Below are 14,271 nucleotides of genomic sequence, written 5' to 3' on the forward strand. Positions count from 1 at the left end.
TCGTCATCCGACATTCTCCCAAATGGCGGCCAGGACCCACAGCAGCAGGCAGGCGCGCAAATAGATCCGGAGCGCGGCCCGCATCGCGCGGACGTCCGCTTCCCCACCCGCGCCGATCCATGGCTTGTCGTGCAGCACGCCGTCATAGTGGATCGGTCCCGCCAGCCGGATGCCGAGCGCGCCGGCCATCGCCGCCTCCGGCCATCCCGCATTGGGCGAGGCATGCTTCCGGCGATCCCGCCGCAACACGGCCCATCCGCCGCCGCCCGCAACGCACAGGATCAAGCCGGAGAGCCGCGCCGGCACCCAGTTCAACAGATCGTCGAAGCGGGCCGCCGCCCAGCCGAAGTCGGTATAGGGCGCTTCCTTGTGCCCGATCATGCTGTCGGCTGTGTTGACGGCCTTATAGGCCCATATTCCCGGCAGACCGAGCAGCAGCAGCCAGAACAGCGGCGCCACGACGCCATCGCAGAAGCTTTCGGCCAGACTTTCTATGCCGGCCCGTGCAACGCCCGCCTCATCCAGTGCGGCCGTGTCGCGGCCCACGATCCGGGCCACCGCCTGCCGCGCGGCATCCAGATCCCCGCGCGCCAGAGCGCGAACCACCGGCGCCACATGGACATAGAGGCTGTTCTGCGCCAGCGCCGGCCATGCGGCGAGCGCCAGCCATGGCCAGGCCATGGCCCCGCCCCAGCGGCGGATCGCCCATTCCAAAGCCAGACCGGCGCCCCCGCCCACGGCCAGCAACAGCAACAACAGGGCGAGTCCCGTCCAGCGGCGCAGCGGGCCGCTCCACGCCTCCCGGTTCCATCGCCGCTCCGCCACGCCGATGATCCGGGCGAAACCGCCCACCGGATGGCCGATCCGCGCATGCAGCCAGCCCGGCCAGCCAAGCGCCGCATCCAGCATCAGCGCCGCCAGGGCCACCGGCTCACCCATCGGCCAATGCCCGGTCAAGACGGGCGAGAGCCCTCGTATCGGCAGGCAGGCCGATCCGCAGCCAGCGCCGGTCCTCCTCGAAGGGGCGCGTCAGGATCGAACGCCGCGCCAGCCTGTCGAACAGGGCCCACCCATCTTCCAACTCCACCAGACGGAATAACGGGCATTCGCCCCGCGCCCCCAATCCGTGCCGCGCCAGCAAACCATCCAGTTGCGCCGCGTGCTCGCCCAGCGCCGTCACTGTCCCGTCGATCCAGTTCCGGTCGCGATAGGCCGCGCCGCCGAACGCCACCGCCGCCGCCGAAACCGGCCATTCCCCCAGCATCCGCCGCAGCTGTGCGACGATCTCTCGCGGTCCGAGCAGGAAACCCAGCCTGACACCGGCCAGCCCGAAGAATTTACCGAAGGACCGCAACAGGATCAGCCGCCGCCCATCCCCCACTTCGCCCGCCAGACTGCATGAAGGCACGGCGTCGGCATAGGCTTCGTCGACGATCAGCCATCCTCCGCGCTCCTCCAGCCGGGCCAGCCATTGCAGCAGGCGGGCAGGCGGCAGGATGCGCCCGTCGGGATTGTTGGGGTTGGCGAGCAGCAGGGCGATCGCTTCGCGAGGCGGTTCTTCATCGGCGGACATCGGGGCGCCATGCGCGAAAATCTCCGCATGGGTGCGGTAGCTGGGCACGAGCCATCGTGCGGGCATGTCCAGCATCCGCCCCACCAGCCGCAATCCCGCCTCGCTGCCGGGTACGGTGCAAAGATGATCGGGATCGACCCCGAAACAGGCCGCCGCCGCCGCCTCCATCGCCGCCAGATCGTGCGGATCGGGCAAATGCCGCCAGTCGATGGACAGATGATCGGACCCCGGCCAAGCCAGGGGGTTGATCCCGGTCGAGAGATCGATCCAGTCCTGCCCGCCATAAGCGCCCCGCGCTTCGGCCAGGCGGCCGCCATGCCAGGTGAAGCCGCTCATCGCGCCACCGCCATCGCCAGCAGCAGGGCGCTCTCCAGCAATTCGATGCCGGCGCCATGCCCATCCCCGGAGATGCCGCCGATCCGCGACCGCAGCCAAAGACCCCAAAGCGGGATCAACGGGATCGCCGCCAAAAGGGCAGGCTCCCGATAACCCAGCGCCAGCCCCAATATCGACCAGAAGATAAACGGCTCGGCCCGCCAGCCGGCCCGGAAACGGCTGGCCAGTCCTTCGTGGAGCGGCGGCAGCCAGCGCGTCCAGAATAGCGGCCCGATGCGCGCCACCATCGCCACGGCCGCCAGCATCCATGGCGGAAAGCTTTCCAGCCAGAGCCGCAACAGCACCAGCTTGGCCGCCAGTTGCAGGCCGATGGCGACAACGCCGAAGCTGCCGATATGCGGATCGGCCAGAACGGCGGACAGGCGGCTCCGATCGCCATGCGCCGCCCCCGCCGCATCCGCTATGTCGCCCAATCCATCCAGGTGCAGCGCACCGGTCACGGCCACCCAGGCGACCAGGCCGAACAGCGCCCCCGCCCAAGGGTCTATGCGCATGCCCAGCCCGGCACCGCCCGCGACCACCAGCCCGACGGCAATGCCCGTTGCGGGCAGCCAGCGGATGGCGGCGGCGAAATCCCCCTCATCGACATCCTGCGCGGGCAACGGCAGGCGCGTCATCAATTGCAGGGCCAGCACCAGCCGCTTCATGCGGTCAGGCCCGTAATCTGTCCCGACCGCCCTTCCGGCCAGACCCGCAGGCTCAGCACCGCGCCATAGGGCAGGTCAACCGCCCAGCCCTGCCGCACGTCGAAACCGCACAGCACAGCCAACGCCGCCCGTATCGCCCCGGCATGGCAGACCACCAATGCCGGCTCGCCAAGCACGTCCAGCCCGTCCCCGATCCGGGCGCGTAGGTCGGTCCAGCTTTCGCCCCCAGGCGGCGGAAATCCGTCCGGATCGTCCCAGAAGCGCGCCAGATCCTCCGCAGGCAGGAGCGCGGGGTCCGCACCCTCCCAATCCCCGAAATTCAGTTCCCGCCAGCGCCGGTCGACGTCAAGTTCAATGCCCCGCTCCGCCGCGATCGCCGCGCCCGGCGCCCGCGCCCTGGCGAGGTCGGATGTCACCACCCGCGCGAAATCCAGATGCCGCGCCCGCTCGATGCAGAGGGCGATCCCCTCCGCTTCAGGCGGGGCGTCCAGATGGCCGAGCAACCGTCCGGCAAGCTGCGGTGCGCCATGGCGCATCAGGTGGAGGGGAAAGGCGTTCATAGCGCACCTGCCACCGCCGCTTCGGCAAAGGTCGCCATGCCGCCATGCGCTGCCAGAGCGGAACGCACGATCTGCGCCGCGACCGCCGCGCCGCTTCCTTCGCCCAGCCGCATGTCGAGCCGCAGCAACGGCTCCAGCGCCAGAGCGGCCAGCAGGCGTTCATGCCCCGCTTCCGCCGACATATGGGCGGCCATGCAGTGCCCGACGATCGCCGGATTGTCCTTCGCCAGCGGCGCGACCGCCGCGCAGCCGATGAACCCGTCCAGCATCACCGGCACGCGCAGCATCCGCGCCGCCAGCACCGCGCCGGCCAGCGCCGCGATCTCTCGCCCGCCCAGCCGGCGCAACGTTTCGAAGGCATCGGCGCAACGCGCCCCGTGCAAGGCGAGCGCCCGCGCCACAGCTTCGGCCTTGCGCGCCAGCCCGTCGCCATCCACGCCTGTCCCGCGTCCCACCCAATGGGCCGCAGCAGCCCCAAAGGCCTGCGCGCAGAGCGCCGCCGCCGGCGTGCTGTTGGCAATGCCCATCTCGCCCAGCAGCAGCAGGTCCAGTCCCGGTTCCACCGCCACCGCCCCCGCATTGATCGCGCTCAGGCAATCCGCCTCGCTCATGGCCGCCGCGACGCAGATGTCGTCCGTCGGCCTTTCCAGATCGAGCGCGACGACGGCCAGCTCCGCCCCGCAGGCTTGGGCCAGCGCATTGATCGCCGCGCCGCCATGACGGAAATTCGCCACCATCTGGGCGGTGACCTCGGCCGGGAAGGCGCTGACCCCGCGCGCGGCCACGCCATGATTGCCGGCGAAGATCGCGGCGCGGATGCGCTCCGCCCGGGGGCGTTCCCGCCCCTGCCAACCCGCCATGAAAAGCGCGATCTCCTCCAGCCGCCCAAGCGAACCGGCCGGCTTCGTCAGCACCCGCTGCCGCGCCGCCGCGGATTCGGTGGCGCCTGCATCCGGGGCGGGAAGGTCGGCCAGCGCGGCGGCAAAGGCCGCGCGGTCGTCGAACCGGATCATGAACAGACGAAGCCTTCGGGCGGCGTCCGGACGATGAAATGCCCCTTCACCCCCTGGGGCCAGTCCGCATAGCGCACCACGCCCTCGTCACTTTGGGCATGGCGCAGGGCATAATCCAGGATCGCGCGCGCGGCTTCCTCATCCGGCGTGAAGTCGCCCAGCACATAGCCGATCTTGCCCGTTCCGCGCACATGTACCGTGCAATGGCGCTGACAGGCGAAGAGGCAGGGCATGTCCTGAACAGCGACGGACGCATAAGCGGGATCGCCTTCGCGTACCCTGTGCAGCGCCTCTGCCAGCAAGGCGCCGCCCCGCCGTCCGGCAGCATCCTCCCGCTGTTCCGCCGAAAGGCGGCAGGTCGAACAGACGACGACCGAAGTCCCCGGCCCCACGGCCCGCAGCATCAGCGATCGCTCCGCAAATCAGTCATTCCACATCCTCCCGCCCGACGGCATGTGCCCCGACGGGAACCGGGCAAGGGAGGACGGTCCGGCACCAGGCAGGCGACAGGCCTTCCCCCGCACGGTCCAACCGGCAAGGCGATGGCTGTCGTTCAGCGAGGGAACCCCCGTTCGGCCGGCACACCCTGTCCGGTCGAAGAACGACGGCGTCAGGCAGGTCTCCTGGCTCGCGGGTCGATGCTTTCCGGCCGCCTTCTCGGACCTTCATGGCCCAATGGCGCGATGGCCGGATGGCTCGCCGCTTACAGTTGCAGGGGCAGCGCGGGCGTTCCACCCGACTTCCCTTTTCATCCCCTTGCGGGGAACCTGTCGCACCAGCGCTGATAAAGCCGCCTTCGTCCAATCGCAAGGGTGGAAAAAACAAAGCCGGCCCAGCCCGCTCCAATGGCGCGACTTCCCCTGGGCCGGGCAATGGCAAAGCTTCTCTTCACCTGCGTGAACTGCTATTATCGGGCGATAGGGAGAGGGCCATGGCGATTCTGACGCGATGGATGGACTGGTTCTGCCGCCTGTTCGCATGCACGGCTGAAAACGACATGCGGGTCAACGACCTGATCGCGCACCTCCGTTCCGACATCACCGAACGCTGAGCGGCAGGCGCGAAGCCGCTTTCCCATTCGGCCGCATTCACGGGAACGGGCGCGCCTCTCGCGGGTATTATGGCTATGTTGGCCAACGACCTCGGCACCACGCTCGTCCGCCTTTTTCTCGCGACCCTGCTGGGGCTCGCCCTGGGGTTCGAGCGCGAACGCAACGGCCATGATGCGGGCCTGCGCACCCACGGGCTGGTATCGCTGAGTTCGGCCATGCTGACCCTGTCCGCCCTGGAACTGGCGGAGGTCCACAAGGACAGCGACCCGATCCGCGTCGTTCAGGGCCTTGCCCAGGCCATTGGCTTCATCGCGGGCGGCCTGATCTTCGTGCGCGGCGGAGATGTGCGCAACATGACCACGGCGGCAAGCCTGTGGATGGCCGCTGCCGTCGGGATCACGGCGGGCGCCGGCCAATATGTCCTCGTGCTGGCAGGGTCGCTGATCGCGCTGCTCCTGCTTTCCCTGCTGCTCATATTCGAAAAGCATATCGGTCCGCGCGAGAGCGGATCGGACGATCCGGACGCCGATTCCATGACCATGCCCAACCGGCGCGGGTCCGCCCCGGAGCGCGAAAACTGAAAGCCGGCAAGATGCGTTGAAACGAGCAGCCGGAAATCGCCCGCCCACGGTCCGTCGTCCCTTCGCCCTAACGGATCGTCATTCCGGAAACTGCGCCGTCATCTGTGCGGATCGGAATAGCCGGCGCATGATTCACCGCCGCCGGGTTGGAAAGGCATAGGCAGCATCTATGGGGCATATACCTTAATCGCATCTGGCGCGTTGGGCGCGTCTTCCCGATGCTGAAACGACATGAAGTTCAATGAACTGCGAACATCATTTTCGTCGCCTGGCGAGGCGGACACGCCCGCAGGGACGAGGCAGCATCTCGAGGTCAGCATATGGACGGCGTTCGCGTAGGCAAGAGAGTGATAGGCGCGCAGGCGCCCGTCATCATCGGGTGGGAAAATATAGGCCGGGTGGAAGGCGGACCGCTCAAGCAGTTCATCTTCACCTGGTTCCAGCCCACGGCGCTGTTCGCGCTCATCGCCTTCTGGTATTATGCGCCCAATTCCATCGCCAAGGCGTCCACCGCCATCGGGATCGGCATCGGTTTCAGGGTGCTGCTGCTGGCGCTCGAATGGGTCAGCCCGCGCTATGAGAGCTGGCGCCTGACCTGGAAGGAACTGGTCACCGATCTCTTCTATGTCGGGCTGGGCTACACTATTCTGGACCTTGTCGAACATTATATCGGCAGCGGTGCGGTGATCGAGGCCATTCAGCACAGTTTCGACTGGGACAAGCTGGCGTGGTTCACGGGCCTGCCGCTGCTGGTGCAGGCTTTCCTGATCTCCTTCATTTTCGACTTCGGGCAATATTGGATGCACCGGGGGATGCATAACTGGTATCCGCTCTGGCTGCCCCATTCGGTGCATCATTACATCACCCAGTTGAACATCAACAAAGGCGCGGTCGGCAATCCCGTCGAGCTTTTCCTGATCGGGCTGGGCATTGGCGGGTTCTTCGACTTCCTGCCGAGGGCCGCCCTCCTTGCCGGCAGCTTCGGTCTGGCGATCGGCACCTATCAGCACATCAATGTCCGCTTCAACACGCCGCGCTGGTGGCGCTTCCTGTTCAACACCACCGAACATCACAGCCTGCATCATTCGCAGGACTTCGAAGCGACCCGCAGCAATTATTCCAACACCTATATCTTCATCGATCGCATCTTCGGAACCTGCGTCGATGGCGAGGCCGAATTGCTGGGACTGGAGGGCGGACGCCGGATGTCGATCCGCGAGCAGATGACCTATCCCTTCACCGAAGGCTGGAAGACGATCAAGGAACGCTACGGCCGCCCAGCGGCGGTGCCGGCTGAATAAGGCAACTGCTCTTGCAAAAAGGGGATCATGTGACAGCGCGTTTCCTGGACTGGATCTGGCATATAAAGGGCAGCATGGCGCTCGCCTCCGGGCAATCGGCCGATGAGGCAATGGCCAGGCTCGGTCCCCTGTTCCGTCAGGCCGGCACCAGCCATGAGCGTATTGGCGACACGCTGACCTTCAGCAAGAAGGATCAGGCCGCGCAGGACAGGATGTCCATCTTCGATGGCGGCATTCTCAGGATCGAGAGGGAGCCGGCCGGGCCGGTGCTGCGCTATTGCCTGACCAGCCGGGCATTGCTGTTCTGCTTCCTGGCGCCGCTGCTGTTCCTGAGCTTCGCCGGGCTGACGATCGTCGCCGGCAAGCTCGCAAAGCCAGCGGCGCAGGAGACGGTGAAAAAGGACGACAAGAAGGACAAGGTCCTGCCGCAGCACTGGATCGACAAGGCGCTGGGCGCGCCGGCGCCTGAAAAGCCCAAGAAGGACGACAAGAACAAGGAGGATGGCAAGACGCCAAAGCCCACCGCGGCCTATGTCTTCGCCGGCCTGTTCGCCGCGCTCTATGTCGTGGGACGCATTCTGGAGGGTCGGCTCGTCAAATCACTGTTCAGAAAGAGCCTGCTGAGTTGACGATGGCTGCATCGGTTCGGCTGCGCTGCTGGCCGGGCCGAAGGAATCGAGCGGCAGGGCGCCGTCGAGCACGAGTTCGCCGCTGGCGATCCTGCGCTTCAGATAGGCGAAGGTCTGCGCCGTCTGGTTGAACAGATGCTCGCCGCCCTTGAGCGGGGCGTAACGGGGCGCCTCCCCGCGCACGACCGGGGCAACGACATAATCATAGTCGCACGCGTGGAAGAGCGCGAAGGAATAGCGTTCTTCCCTGACCTTCTTCACGCGGTGCCGTGTCGCGGCATAGCGGCCGTTGGAGAGTATCTCCATCATGTCGCCGATGTTCATGATCATCGTGCCCTCGACCAGGGGAACGTCGATCCACTGGCCCTGCCGGTCGATGATCTGGAGACCGGGCGCCGTTGCGAACAGCAGGGTGAAACATTCGTAATCGGTATGCGCGCCGATGCCCCGGCGATCTTCAGCGGTCGCGTCGAAGGGATAATGGATCAGCCGAAGCTGGCTGGGGGGATTTCGCAGATGCGCCTGGAAATGGTCTTCGTCGAGCCCGAGCGCCAGGGCGAAAGCGCGGAAAAGCTGGCCACCAATACTCGTCACATGGCGGTAATAAGCCTGCACGTCTTCGCGGAAGCCCGGCATTTCAGGCCACAGATTCGGACCCAGCAGCGGTCGCCTACCCTCGGAGCGCACATAGTCGCAATTGACGTCGAACGCCTCTTTGAGGTCGCGCTGGCCGGCGGCGAATTGCTCCTCCCCCACCGGCACATAGCCGCTGTGGTTTTCCGAAAGGCCGATATAGCTCTTCATCTTGGTGTCGACGTCGAGCGCGAAATAAGCCTGTGCGCGCGCGACGATCCTGCGGAACAAGGCATCGTCCATCTGTGCGCCCGCTATGTAGAGGAACCCTGCCTCCACGCAGGCGCGGTCGAGTTCACGGGCAACGGAAAGCCGATCCTCAAGCCTGGGGCTGTCCAGTTTCGAAATATCGACGAGCGGCAGGACATGGTGCTGTGTCATGGATGAGGAGCGTAAATCCCCCTGGGCATAGCGATAGATGGACCCATGCTATGATTTCCATCGATTTGATCTATGAGCGGAGCAGTCCACCGCCTATGAAGAGCCGCTCTATCTTCCAGGAAAGCAGCACGCGCATGAACGATCGAACGCCGCTGATCGACAGGAAATTTGCCAGCCGGGTCGATTGGAACCTCATGCGGACCTTCGTGGATATCGTTCGCGCCGGCGGCATAGGCGCGGCGGCGCGACGGCTCAACCGGCAGCAGCCCAGCATCAGCGCGGCGCTCAAGCGGCTGGAGGACCATGTCGGGACGGCGCTGCTCCACCGCACCGCCACCGGCGTGGAGATGACCGCGGCCGGCAAGGCGATGATGGCGCTGTGCGAGGACATGCTGGAATCCGCCCGGATGATGCCCCATGTGATCGCGCAGGCGACCAAGCGGGTGGAGGGCATCGTCCGCATCCAGATCGTGTCCGGCCTGGTGTCGGCCGAGTTCGACGAGGCCATTGCCAGCTTTCACCGACGCAATCCGGCCATCCACATCGAAATCCGCGTCTCTCCCTGGCGTCAGCTTCTCGATGCGCTGGAGCAGGGGGAGGTTGAGATCGGGGTGGGCTATGACAGCAGCGTTCGGGGAAGCCTGATGTACGAACCGCTGCTGATCGAGCGTCAGCAGCTCTATTGTTCGCGCAGCAGCCCCTATTTCGGCTATCGGGTGAGCCGATTGGGCGAGTTGAAGGATCAGGGTTTCGTCCTGACCGGCGATGATGAAATAGAGGCGATCACCCATTTGCGCCGGCGCTATCGGCTCGGCACCGTGGTAAGCGGCCTTGCGGAGGACATCAACGAGGCGCGGCGGCTTATCAACATGGGCGTAGGGATCGGCTTCCTTCCCACCGCCGCTGCTGCAAGTGACGTTGCAAGCGGCCGTTTATGGCCCATGCTGTTCGCGGATTTCGAGCCCGCTTACGACATCTTCCTGCTCGCCCGGTCGGAACCGGCGCGGGACACAGCCACGCAGCTCTTCTGGGATGAGGTCATCCGGCGCGTGCGTGCGCAACGGGCATAAATCCAGTCTATGGCTTTCATCGGGATTTTCGACCTCCCTTCATGACGCAGCGCAGCGCAGTGTGAATGCACTGACAGGAGCTGCGGCATGGAAACCAGCCTCAAAGACCGGCTATTCAACCTGATCCCGCCTGCCATGATCGCGGTCGTCCTCAGCTTCTGGGCGTTCGGGCCAAGGTCTCTGGTCGAGCATCCCTGGGCTCTCACCGTGACTTCTCCCCTCATCGTGATCGCCATCCTGCTGCTGGAGGCTGTGCACGAACGTCATGCCGGCTGGCGCATGAACAGGCGGGAGTTCCTGACGGACCTTTATTATTCGGTCCTCAGCGCGACCGTGATCGCCTGGCTGACGCAGAAACTGTCCGAGGAACCGCTGGTCGCCCTCAAGGCCTCGCTGGGGCTGACCACGGCATGGGCGAGCCATCTGCCCTGGCTGGCGCAGGTCGCAATGGTGATCTTCCTCATCGAATTCGGCCAATATTGGATGCATCGGCTGATGCACAATTGGACGCCTTTCTGGCTGACCCATGCGCCGCATCACCATATCACCCAGCTTAATGCGGCCAAGGGCGCCGTCGGCAACCCGATTGAGCTGTTCCTGATCAGCCTGAGCGTCGTCGCGCTGTTCGATTTCGACAAGACGGCCATCTTCGCAGCCCTGAACACCATGGGCGTCATCTCCGTCTTCGCCCATGCCAATGTGCGCGCCGACCCCCCGATCTGGTACTCCTTCTTCTTCACGACGATCAGGCATCACAGCCTGCACCATTCCACCGACTATGAGAGCACGCGTTGCAATTACGGCAACTCGCTGATCCTGCTGGATCGCATCTTCGGAACATATCGCGAGGGCGAGGGCATTCTCGTCGGGCAGGACGACCGCAAGCGGCTGACCATCCGGGAGCAGACGATGTTCCCCTTCGCGCCGATGATCGAGAAATTCAAGGTCTGGCGCGCAGCGAAGCAGCCACGCGGCGCACTGGCTGAGGCGAGCCCGGCCGATGATCTGGACCGGGACGCTGCGGGAGCAAAGGCCGCGGCATGATGGCGGCCCGCTCCGGTCAGGCCATCGCAGCGCGCAGCGCGCTCGCCCGGGGCGATATCGATGCCACCCAGCGATTGGCCGCGACGCTGGTGTCGGAAAATCCCGGCGATGCCGAAGGTCACTTCCTCCTTGGCGTCGCAGAATCGAGCATCGGCCGCGTCCATGCCGGCATCCAGCATCTCGGCCGCGCGGTCGAACTCGATCCCCAAGGCGAATATCGCGCGCAGCTTGCCAAGCTCTTCACTCTGGTACGGCAGGACGGGGACGCCGCCGCCGTGCTGCAGGATGCAGAGCATGCTCTCCCTGCCGATGCCCTGAGCCGCGACACGATGGGCTGCGTCTATGCCCGCCTGGGCGACCATCCGGCCGCGCTCGGTCATTTTTCGGCAGCGGTGCGGCTCGAACCCGGGAACAGGCAGTTCCGCTACAACCAGGCCGTGACGCTCAACTTCCTCGGCCGGACGGAGGAAGCCGAAGCCGCGCTGGAGGCGTTGATCGCCCTGGCGCCGGATGATGCCCGTGCCCATCACCTTCTCTCCAGCCTGCGCAAGCAGTCAGCCGGGCATAATCATGTCGAGCGCCTCGCGAAGGTTCACTCAACCACCGGGGACGGACGGGGCAGGCTGCTGCTGGGCTATGCTCTGGCGAAAGAACTCGAAGATCTCGGCCGCCCGGAAGAAGCACTGGAACGGCTCTGCGCGGTCAATGCCGAGCATCGCCGCACGTTGCGTTACGAGTTTGCGCGCGATGCCGCGACCTTCGACGCGATAGAGGCGAGTTGGCCGAGCATCGCTACGGCTCCCGCGGACGACGCCCCCCGCGATGCGCCGATCTTCATTATAGGGATGCCGCGCACCGGCACGACGCTGGTCGACCGCATTCTCTCGTCTCACCCTGGCGTCGAAAGCGCCGGGGAACTGCAAGCGATGCCGCTCGCCGTCAAGAAGGCGGCAGGCACGCACACGCCCACGGTCTTGGACCCGGAGACGATCGCCACGGCTGCCGCCAGCGACATGGGCGCGATCGGCCGCGACTTCCTGCAACGCGCCAGCCATCACCGGCGCGCCCCCGGCCGGAGGTTCATCGACAAGTTTCCGGGTAATTTCCACTATGCCGGGTTCATTGCGCGGGCCCTCCCGGCAGCCAGCATCGTCTGCCTCCGTCGCCACCCGATGGACACGGTGCTCAGCAACTTCCGCAATCTCTTTGCCGTCAATTCGCGCTATTATGACTATAGCTACGACCTTCTGGAGATCGCCGCTTACTACATCCGCTTCGACCGGCTGATGGCCCTGTGGCGCGAAGTCCTGCCGGGGCGGGTCATCGAACTGCGCTACGAGGATCTTGTGGCGGACCAGGAAGCCCAGAGCCGCCGCCTGCTCGCCCATTGCGGTCTGGAATGGGCGGATGAGTGCCTGTCCTTCCACACCAATGATGCGCCGGTTTCCACGCCCAGCGCGGCGCAGGTCCGCCGGCCGATCTACCGCGACGCGGTTGCGCGGTGGAAACGGCATGAGCAGGTCCTGGAACCCGTTCGACGCTTCTTCGAACGATCCGGCATTTCCATCGACTGAAAGGGAGCGCGCGACCATGCCCAGATCTGGAACATTCGCCTTCTGCATGGCCCTGGCTGCGGGGTTCGTGCAGCCAGCCGCCGCCGCTTCCTCCCCACGGACCCGTCTGGTGGAGTTTCGGTCGGAAAACTGCCTGCTGATTTCCGGCAGTCGCGACAATGCCGCTTCAAAGGTCAGCGTCAATGGCCACATCGTGCCGGTCGAAGGCCGCCATAACTGGCGGGTTCGCTTGCCGGTCAGCACCGTCCGGTCCTGGTCCGCTCCCATGGCGCGAACGGTTACGGTCGCGGTCGAGGGATTGAGCCATGAAGCCGATCTGCCGATCGGGCTGCTCGGTCATGCTGATGACCTTGCGATGCTGGTGGTCAGGGCGAAGTAATAACCGCTATGGTCATAAGTAATAAAAGAACATATTCGGAATAGATATTGTAAGTTTTCTCTCCTGGGCTTATCTACGCGCCAGCCGCCGAAGAGCGGTGCTCGTTTTTCGCACAGGAGAAGATAATGAAGATTGGGCTCATGTGCCTGGCGGCTTTCGCCTTCGCGACCCCGGCAATCGCTGGCACTGCCGGCGGCAATCCCTTCGCTCAGGACACCGCGATCCTCGACCTCGAGGGGTTGGACCTCTCTACCGCCTCTGGCCAGCAGAGCCTCGCCATCCGCATGGATCAGGCGGCGCGGGCCGTTTGCGGCGATCATTTGGCGGGCGTGCACCTCGCTCTCGAATCCAAGGCGCGGGATTGTCGCACTGCGGTTGCGGCCGACATCCGCGCCCAGATTGAAGCCCGGCTTGCCAAGGCTGGCGATAAGTCGCCCGTCCAAATGGCTTCCGCCCGCTGAAAATCTGCTCCGCGGCGCTTGATGGCGCCGCGGACGCCTCATTTCGCCAGCTTCGCCGGATCGGGCCACCAGGTCAGCGTGTGCACGTCATGCGCGGACGTCCAGATGCCCGAATCCGTGAAGCGCAGCGCGCCGCTGCCTTCCGCTTTCCCCACTCGCGCCCTGACCGTCATCGACTTGGGATCGATCACGACAAAGGTCTGATCCTCCGTGGTGCGCAGCCACACCAGCCCGCCGCCCGTATCGATGTCGCCCCATTTCAGCACTGCGCCGACCTTCACCCGGCCAGCCACGTCGCCAGTTTCCGGGTCGATGCGGACGACCGTTCCGTCGCCCTGCTCCTGAACCCAGACCCCGCATTCCCCGGCCGCAAGGAAACCCGGCTCCTTGCCCAGTGCCGTCGTCTTGACGACGCTGTCGGTCGCGGGGTCGATGCGCTGGATGGAGCGGCTCTCGCTGCTGACCGCCCAGACCGATCCGAAACCGAACGCCAGATAATGGGTGCCGGGATTGACGGGAATGGTCGCCGTCACCGCGTTCTTCGCCGGGTCGACGCGGGATACGACGCCCTTCTGATCGCTGGCGACCCAGATCGATCCGGCACCGGCGACCACATTCAGCTCGCCCTTGGGATTGGCGATGCCGGTGGGGATGGTGGCGGTCTTCCGCGCGGTCTTCGTATCGATCTTTATGAGCGCATTTTCCTGGCAATCGGCCACCCAGAGCGCTCCGTCGGACAGGGCCATGGCGCCGCAGGGTTTCGACATAGCGACGGCGGCAAGCCTGCCCTGCCGCGACCAGCGCTCGACCCGGCCGGCATTGGTCGCCCAGACGCTGTCGCCGTCGACCGCCAGGAAGTCCGCAAAGCCCGGCACTTCGATCACCTGCTCCGCATGGGCCATGGAAGCCGCACATCCCGCCGCCACTGTCATGATCAATCTCCTGAGCCTTTTCATGCCTTGCCCTTTCCTCGCGAA

General features: G+C 65.4%; 16 protein-coding genes and 1 riboswitch. Of the genes, 8 read left to right on the top strand and 8 right to left on the bottom strand.

The features are described 5' to 3' along the window. Positions 1-3: 3 nt before the first annotated feature. Genes cbiB through EWH10_RS12675 form a run of 6 tightly spaced genes read right to left on the bottom strand, consistent with a single transcriptional unit; the run spans position 4 to position 4,593 of the window. Positions 4-939 carry an adenosylcobinamide-phosphate synthase CbiB gene (gene cbiB, locus EWH10_RS12650; RefSeq protein ID WP_130029998.1) on the bottom strand — a complete coding sequence of 312 codons (936 nt, stop codon included), beginning with the start codon at positions 937-939 and terminating at the stop codon, positions 4-6. Then, complete coding sequence (locus EWH10_RS12655; RefSeq protein WP_065847905.1) at positions 932-1,909, bottom strand: threonine-phosphate decarboxylase; 978 nt, start codon at positions 1,907-1,909, stop codon at positions 932-934. The genes cbiB and EWH10_RS12655 overlap by 8 nt, the downstream gene beginning before the upstream one ends. Continuing rightward, positions 1,906-2,616: an adenosylcobinamide-GDP ribazoletransferase gene (locus tag EWH10_RS12660; protein ID WP_130029999.1), complete on the bottom strand. Its 711-nt coding sequence runs from the start codon at positions 2,614-2,616 to the stop codon at positions 1,906-1,908. The genes EWH10_RS12655 and EWH10_RS12660 overlap by 4 nt, the downstream gene beginning before the upstream one ends. Continuing rightward, a complete protein-coding gene (locus tag EWH10_RS12665; protein ID WP_130030000.1) occupies positions 2,613-3,176 on the bottom strand; it encodes a histidine phosphatase family protein in 564 nt (187 codons plus the stop codon). Before EWH10_RS12665 ends, EWH10_RS12660 begins: the two co-directional genes overlap by 4 nt. Next, positions 3,173-4,189 (bottom strand): nicotinate-nucleotide--dimethylbenzimidazole phosphoribosyltransferase, encoded by a 1,017-nt coding sequence (gene cobT / locus EWH10_RS12670; RefSeq protein ID WP_099186757.1) that lies wholly within the window; start codon positions 4,187-4,189, stop codon positions 3,173-3,175. The genes EWH10_RS12665 and cobT overlap by 4 nt, the downstream gene beginning before the upstream one ends. Beyond that, a complete protein-coding gene (locus tag EWH10_RS12675) occupies positions 4,186-4,593 on the bottom strand; it encodes a DUF1636 domain-containing protein (protein WP_065846362.1) in 408 nt (135 codons plus the stop codon). Before EWH10_RS12675 ends, cobT begins: the two co-directional genes overlap by 4 nt. A 192-nt stretch (positions 4,594-4,785) precedes the next feature. Continuing rightward, a riboswitch (cobalamin riboswitch) is annotated at positions 4,786-4,975 on the bottom strand. A 340-nt stretch (positions 4,976-5,315) separates the two neighbouring features. On the opposite strand from EWH10_RS12675, the gene EWH10_RS12680 reads away from it, so the two are divergent. From EWH10_RS12680 to EWH10_RS12690, 3 genes are all read left to right on the top strand, one after another. After that, positions 5,316-5,822 carry an MgtC/SapB family protein gene (locus EWH10_RS12680; protein ID WP_025546607.1) on the top strand — a complete coding sequence of 169 codons (507 nt, stop codon included), beginning with the start codon at positions 5,316-5,318 and terminating at the stop codon, positions 5,820-5,822. A gap of 320 nt (positions 5,823-6,142) precedes the next feature. Continuing rightward, entirely contained in the window at positions 6,143-7,123 is a 981-nt protein-coding gene (locus EWH10_RS12685) for a sterol desaturase family protein (protein WP_025546605.1), read from the top strand. Between the two features lie 29 nt (positions 7,124-7,152). Then, positions 7,153-7,752 carry a hypothetical protein gene (locus EWH10_RS12690; RefSeq protein WP_052628138.1) on the top strand — a complete coding sequence of 200 codons (600 nt, stop codon included), beginning with the start codon at positions 7,153-7,155 and terminating at the stop codon, positions 7,750-7,752. Here EWH10_RS12690 and EWH10_RS12695 read toward each other — a convergent pair. Further along, positions 7,723-8,766, bottom strand: coding sequence for an isopenicillin N synthase family dioxygenase (locus tag EWH10_RS12695; protein ID WP_065846361.1), 1,044 nt, complete (start codon positions 8,764-8,766; stop codon positions 7,723-7,725). The two genes, EWH10_RS12690 and EWH10_RS12695, sit on opposite strands and share 30 nt — an antisense overlap. Before the next feature lie 134 nt (positions 8,767-8,900). Between EWH10_RS12695 and EWH10_RS12700 the strand changes: the two genes are divergently transcribed. The 5 genes from EWH10_RS12700 to EWH10_RS12720 all read left to right on the top strand — a co-directional run bounded on the left by EWH10_RS12700 (position 8,901) and on the right by EWH10_RS12720 (position 13,294). Continuing rightward, on the top strand, positions 8,901-9,836 hold the full coding sequence (locus EWH10_RS12700) for a LysR family transcriptional regulator (protein WP_025546599.1): 936 nt from the start codon (positions 8,901-8,903) through the stop codon (positions 9,834-9,836). Between the two features lie 87 nt (positions 9,837-9,923). Then, positions 9,924-10,880, top strand: a complete 957-nt coding sequence (locus tag EWH10_RS12705; RefSeq protein ID WP_065846360.1) for a sterol desaturase family protein — start codon at positions 9,924-9,926, stop codon at positions 10,878-10,880. Continuing rightward, positions 10,877-12,454: a tetratricopeptide repeat-containing sulfotransferase family protein gene (locus tag EWH10_RS12710; protein WP_065846359.1), complete on the top strand. Its 1,578-nt coding sequence runs from the start codon at positions 10,877-10,879 to the stop codon at positions 12,452-12,454. The genes EWH10_RS12705 and EWH10_RS12710 overlap by 4 nt, the downstream gene beginning before the upstream one ends. Before the next feature lie 16 nt (positions 12,455-12,470). Beyond that, positions 12,471-12,833, top strand: coding sequence for a hypothetical protein (locus tag EWH10_RS12715; RefSeq protein ID WP_044660827.1), 363 nt, complete (start codon positions 12,471-12,473; stop codon positions 12,831-12,833). A gap of 125 nt (positions 12,834-12,958) precedes the next feature. Continuing rightward, positions 12,959-13,294 (top strand): UrcA family protein, encoded by a 336-nt coding sequence (locus EWH10_RS12720; protein ID WP_065846358.1) that lies wholly within the window; start codon positions 12,959-12,961, stop codon positions 13,292-13,294. Between the two features lie 38 nt (positions 13,295-13,332). Here the strand turns inward: EWH10_RS12720 and EWH10_RS12725 are convergent, their stop codons facing one another. Continuing rightward, on the bottom strand, positions 13,333-14,250 hold the full coding sequence (locus EWH10_RS12725) for a Vgb family protein (RefSeq protein ID WP_065846367.1): 918 nt from the start codon (positions 14,248-14,250) through the stop codon (positions 13,333-13,335). Between the last annotated feature and the right edge of the window lie 21 nt (positions 14,251-14,271).

Origin of the sequence: Sphingobium fuliginis, from assembly GCF_004152845.1 — a bacterium.
In the GTDB taxonomy this organism is placed as follows: domain Bacteria; phylum Pseudomonadota; class Alphaproteobacteria; order Sphingomonadales; family Sphingomonadaceae; genus Sphingobium; species Sphingobium fuliginis.

Coding starts and splice junctions, on each gene's coding strand:
- EWH10_RS12660 (WP_130029999.1), bottom strand. CDS start 2,616: ATGAAGCGGCTGGTGCTGGCCCTGCAATTGATGACGCGCCTGCCGTTG.
- EWH10_RS12680 (WP_025546607.1), top strand. CDS start 5,316: ATGTTGGCCAACGACCTCGGCACCACGCTCGTCCGCCTTTTTCTCGCG.
- EWH10_RS12715 (WP_044660827.1), top strand. CDS start 12,471: ATGCCCAGATCTGGAACATTCGCCTTCTGCATGGCCCTGGCTGCGGGG.
- EWH10_RS12695 (WP_065846361.1), bottom strand. CDS start 8,766: ATGACACAGCACCATGTCCTGCCGCTCGTCGATATTTCGAAACTGGAC.
- EWH10_RS12710 (WP_065846359.1), top strand. CDS start 10,877: ATGATGGCGGCCCGCTCCGGTCAGGCCATCGCAGCGCGCAGCGCGCTC.
- EWH10_RS12705 (WP_065846360.1), top strand. CDS start 9,924: ATGGAAACCAGCCTCAAAGACCGGCTATTCAACCTGATCCCGCCTGCC.
- cobT (WP_099186757.1), bottom strand. CDS start 4,189: ATGATCCGGTTCGACGACCGCGCGGCCTTTGCCGCCGCGCTGGCCGAC.
- EWH10_RS12720 (WP_065846358.1), top strand. CDS start 12,959: ATGAAGATTGGGCTCATGTGCCTGGCGGCTTTCGCCTTCGCGACCCCG.
- cbiB (WP_130029998.1), bottom strand. CDS start 939: ATGGGTGAGCCGGTGGCCCTGGCGGCGCTGATGCTGGATGCGGCGCTT.
- EWH10_RS12675 (WP_065846362.1), bottom strand. CDS start 4,593: ATGCTGCGGGCCGTGGGGCCGGGGACTTCGGTCGTCGTCTGTTCGACC.
- EWH10_RS12685 (WP_025546605.1), top strand. CDS start 6,143: ATGGACGGCGTTCGCGTAGGCAAGAGAGTGATAGGCGCGCAGGCGCCC.
- EWH10_RS12700 (WP_025546599.1), top strand. CDS start 8,901: ATGAACGATCGAACGCCGCTGATCGACAGGAAATTTGCCAGCCGGGTC.
- EWH10_RS12725 (WP_065846367.1), bottom strand. CDS start 14,250: ATGAAAAGGCTCAGGAGATTGATCATGACAGTGGCGGCGGGATGTGCG.
- EWH10_RS12655 (WP_065847905.1), bottom strand. CDS start 1,909: ATGAGCGGCTTCACCTGGCATGGCGGCCGCCTGGCCGAAGCGCGGGGC.
- EWH10_RS12665 (WP_130030000.1), bottom strand. CDS start 3,176: ATGAACGCCTTTCCCCTCCACCTGATGCGCCATGGCGCACCGCAGCTT.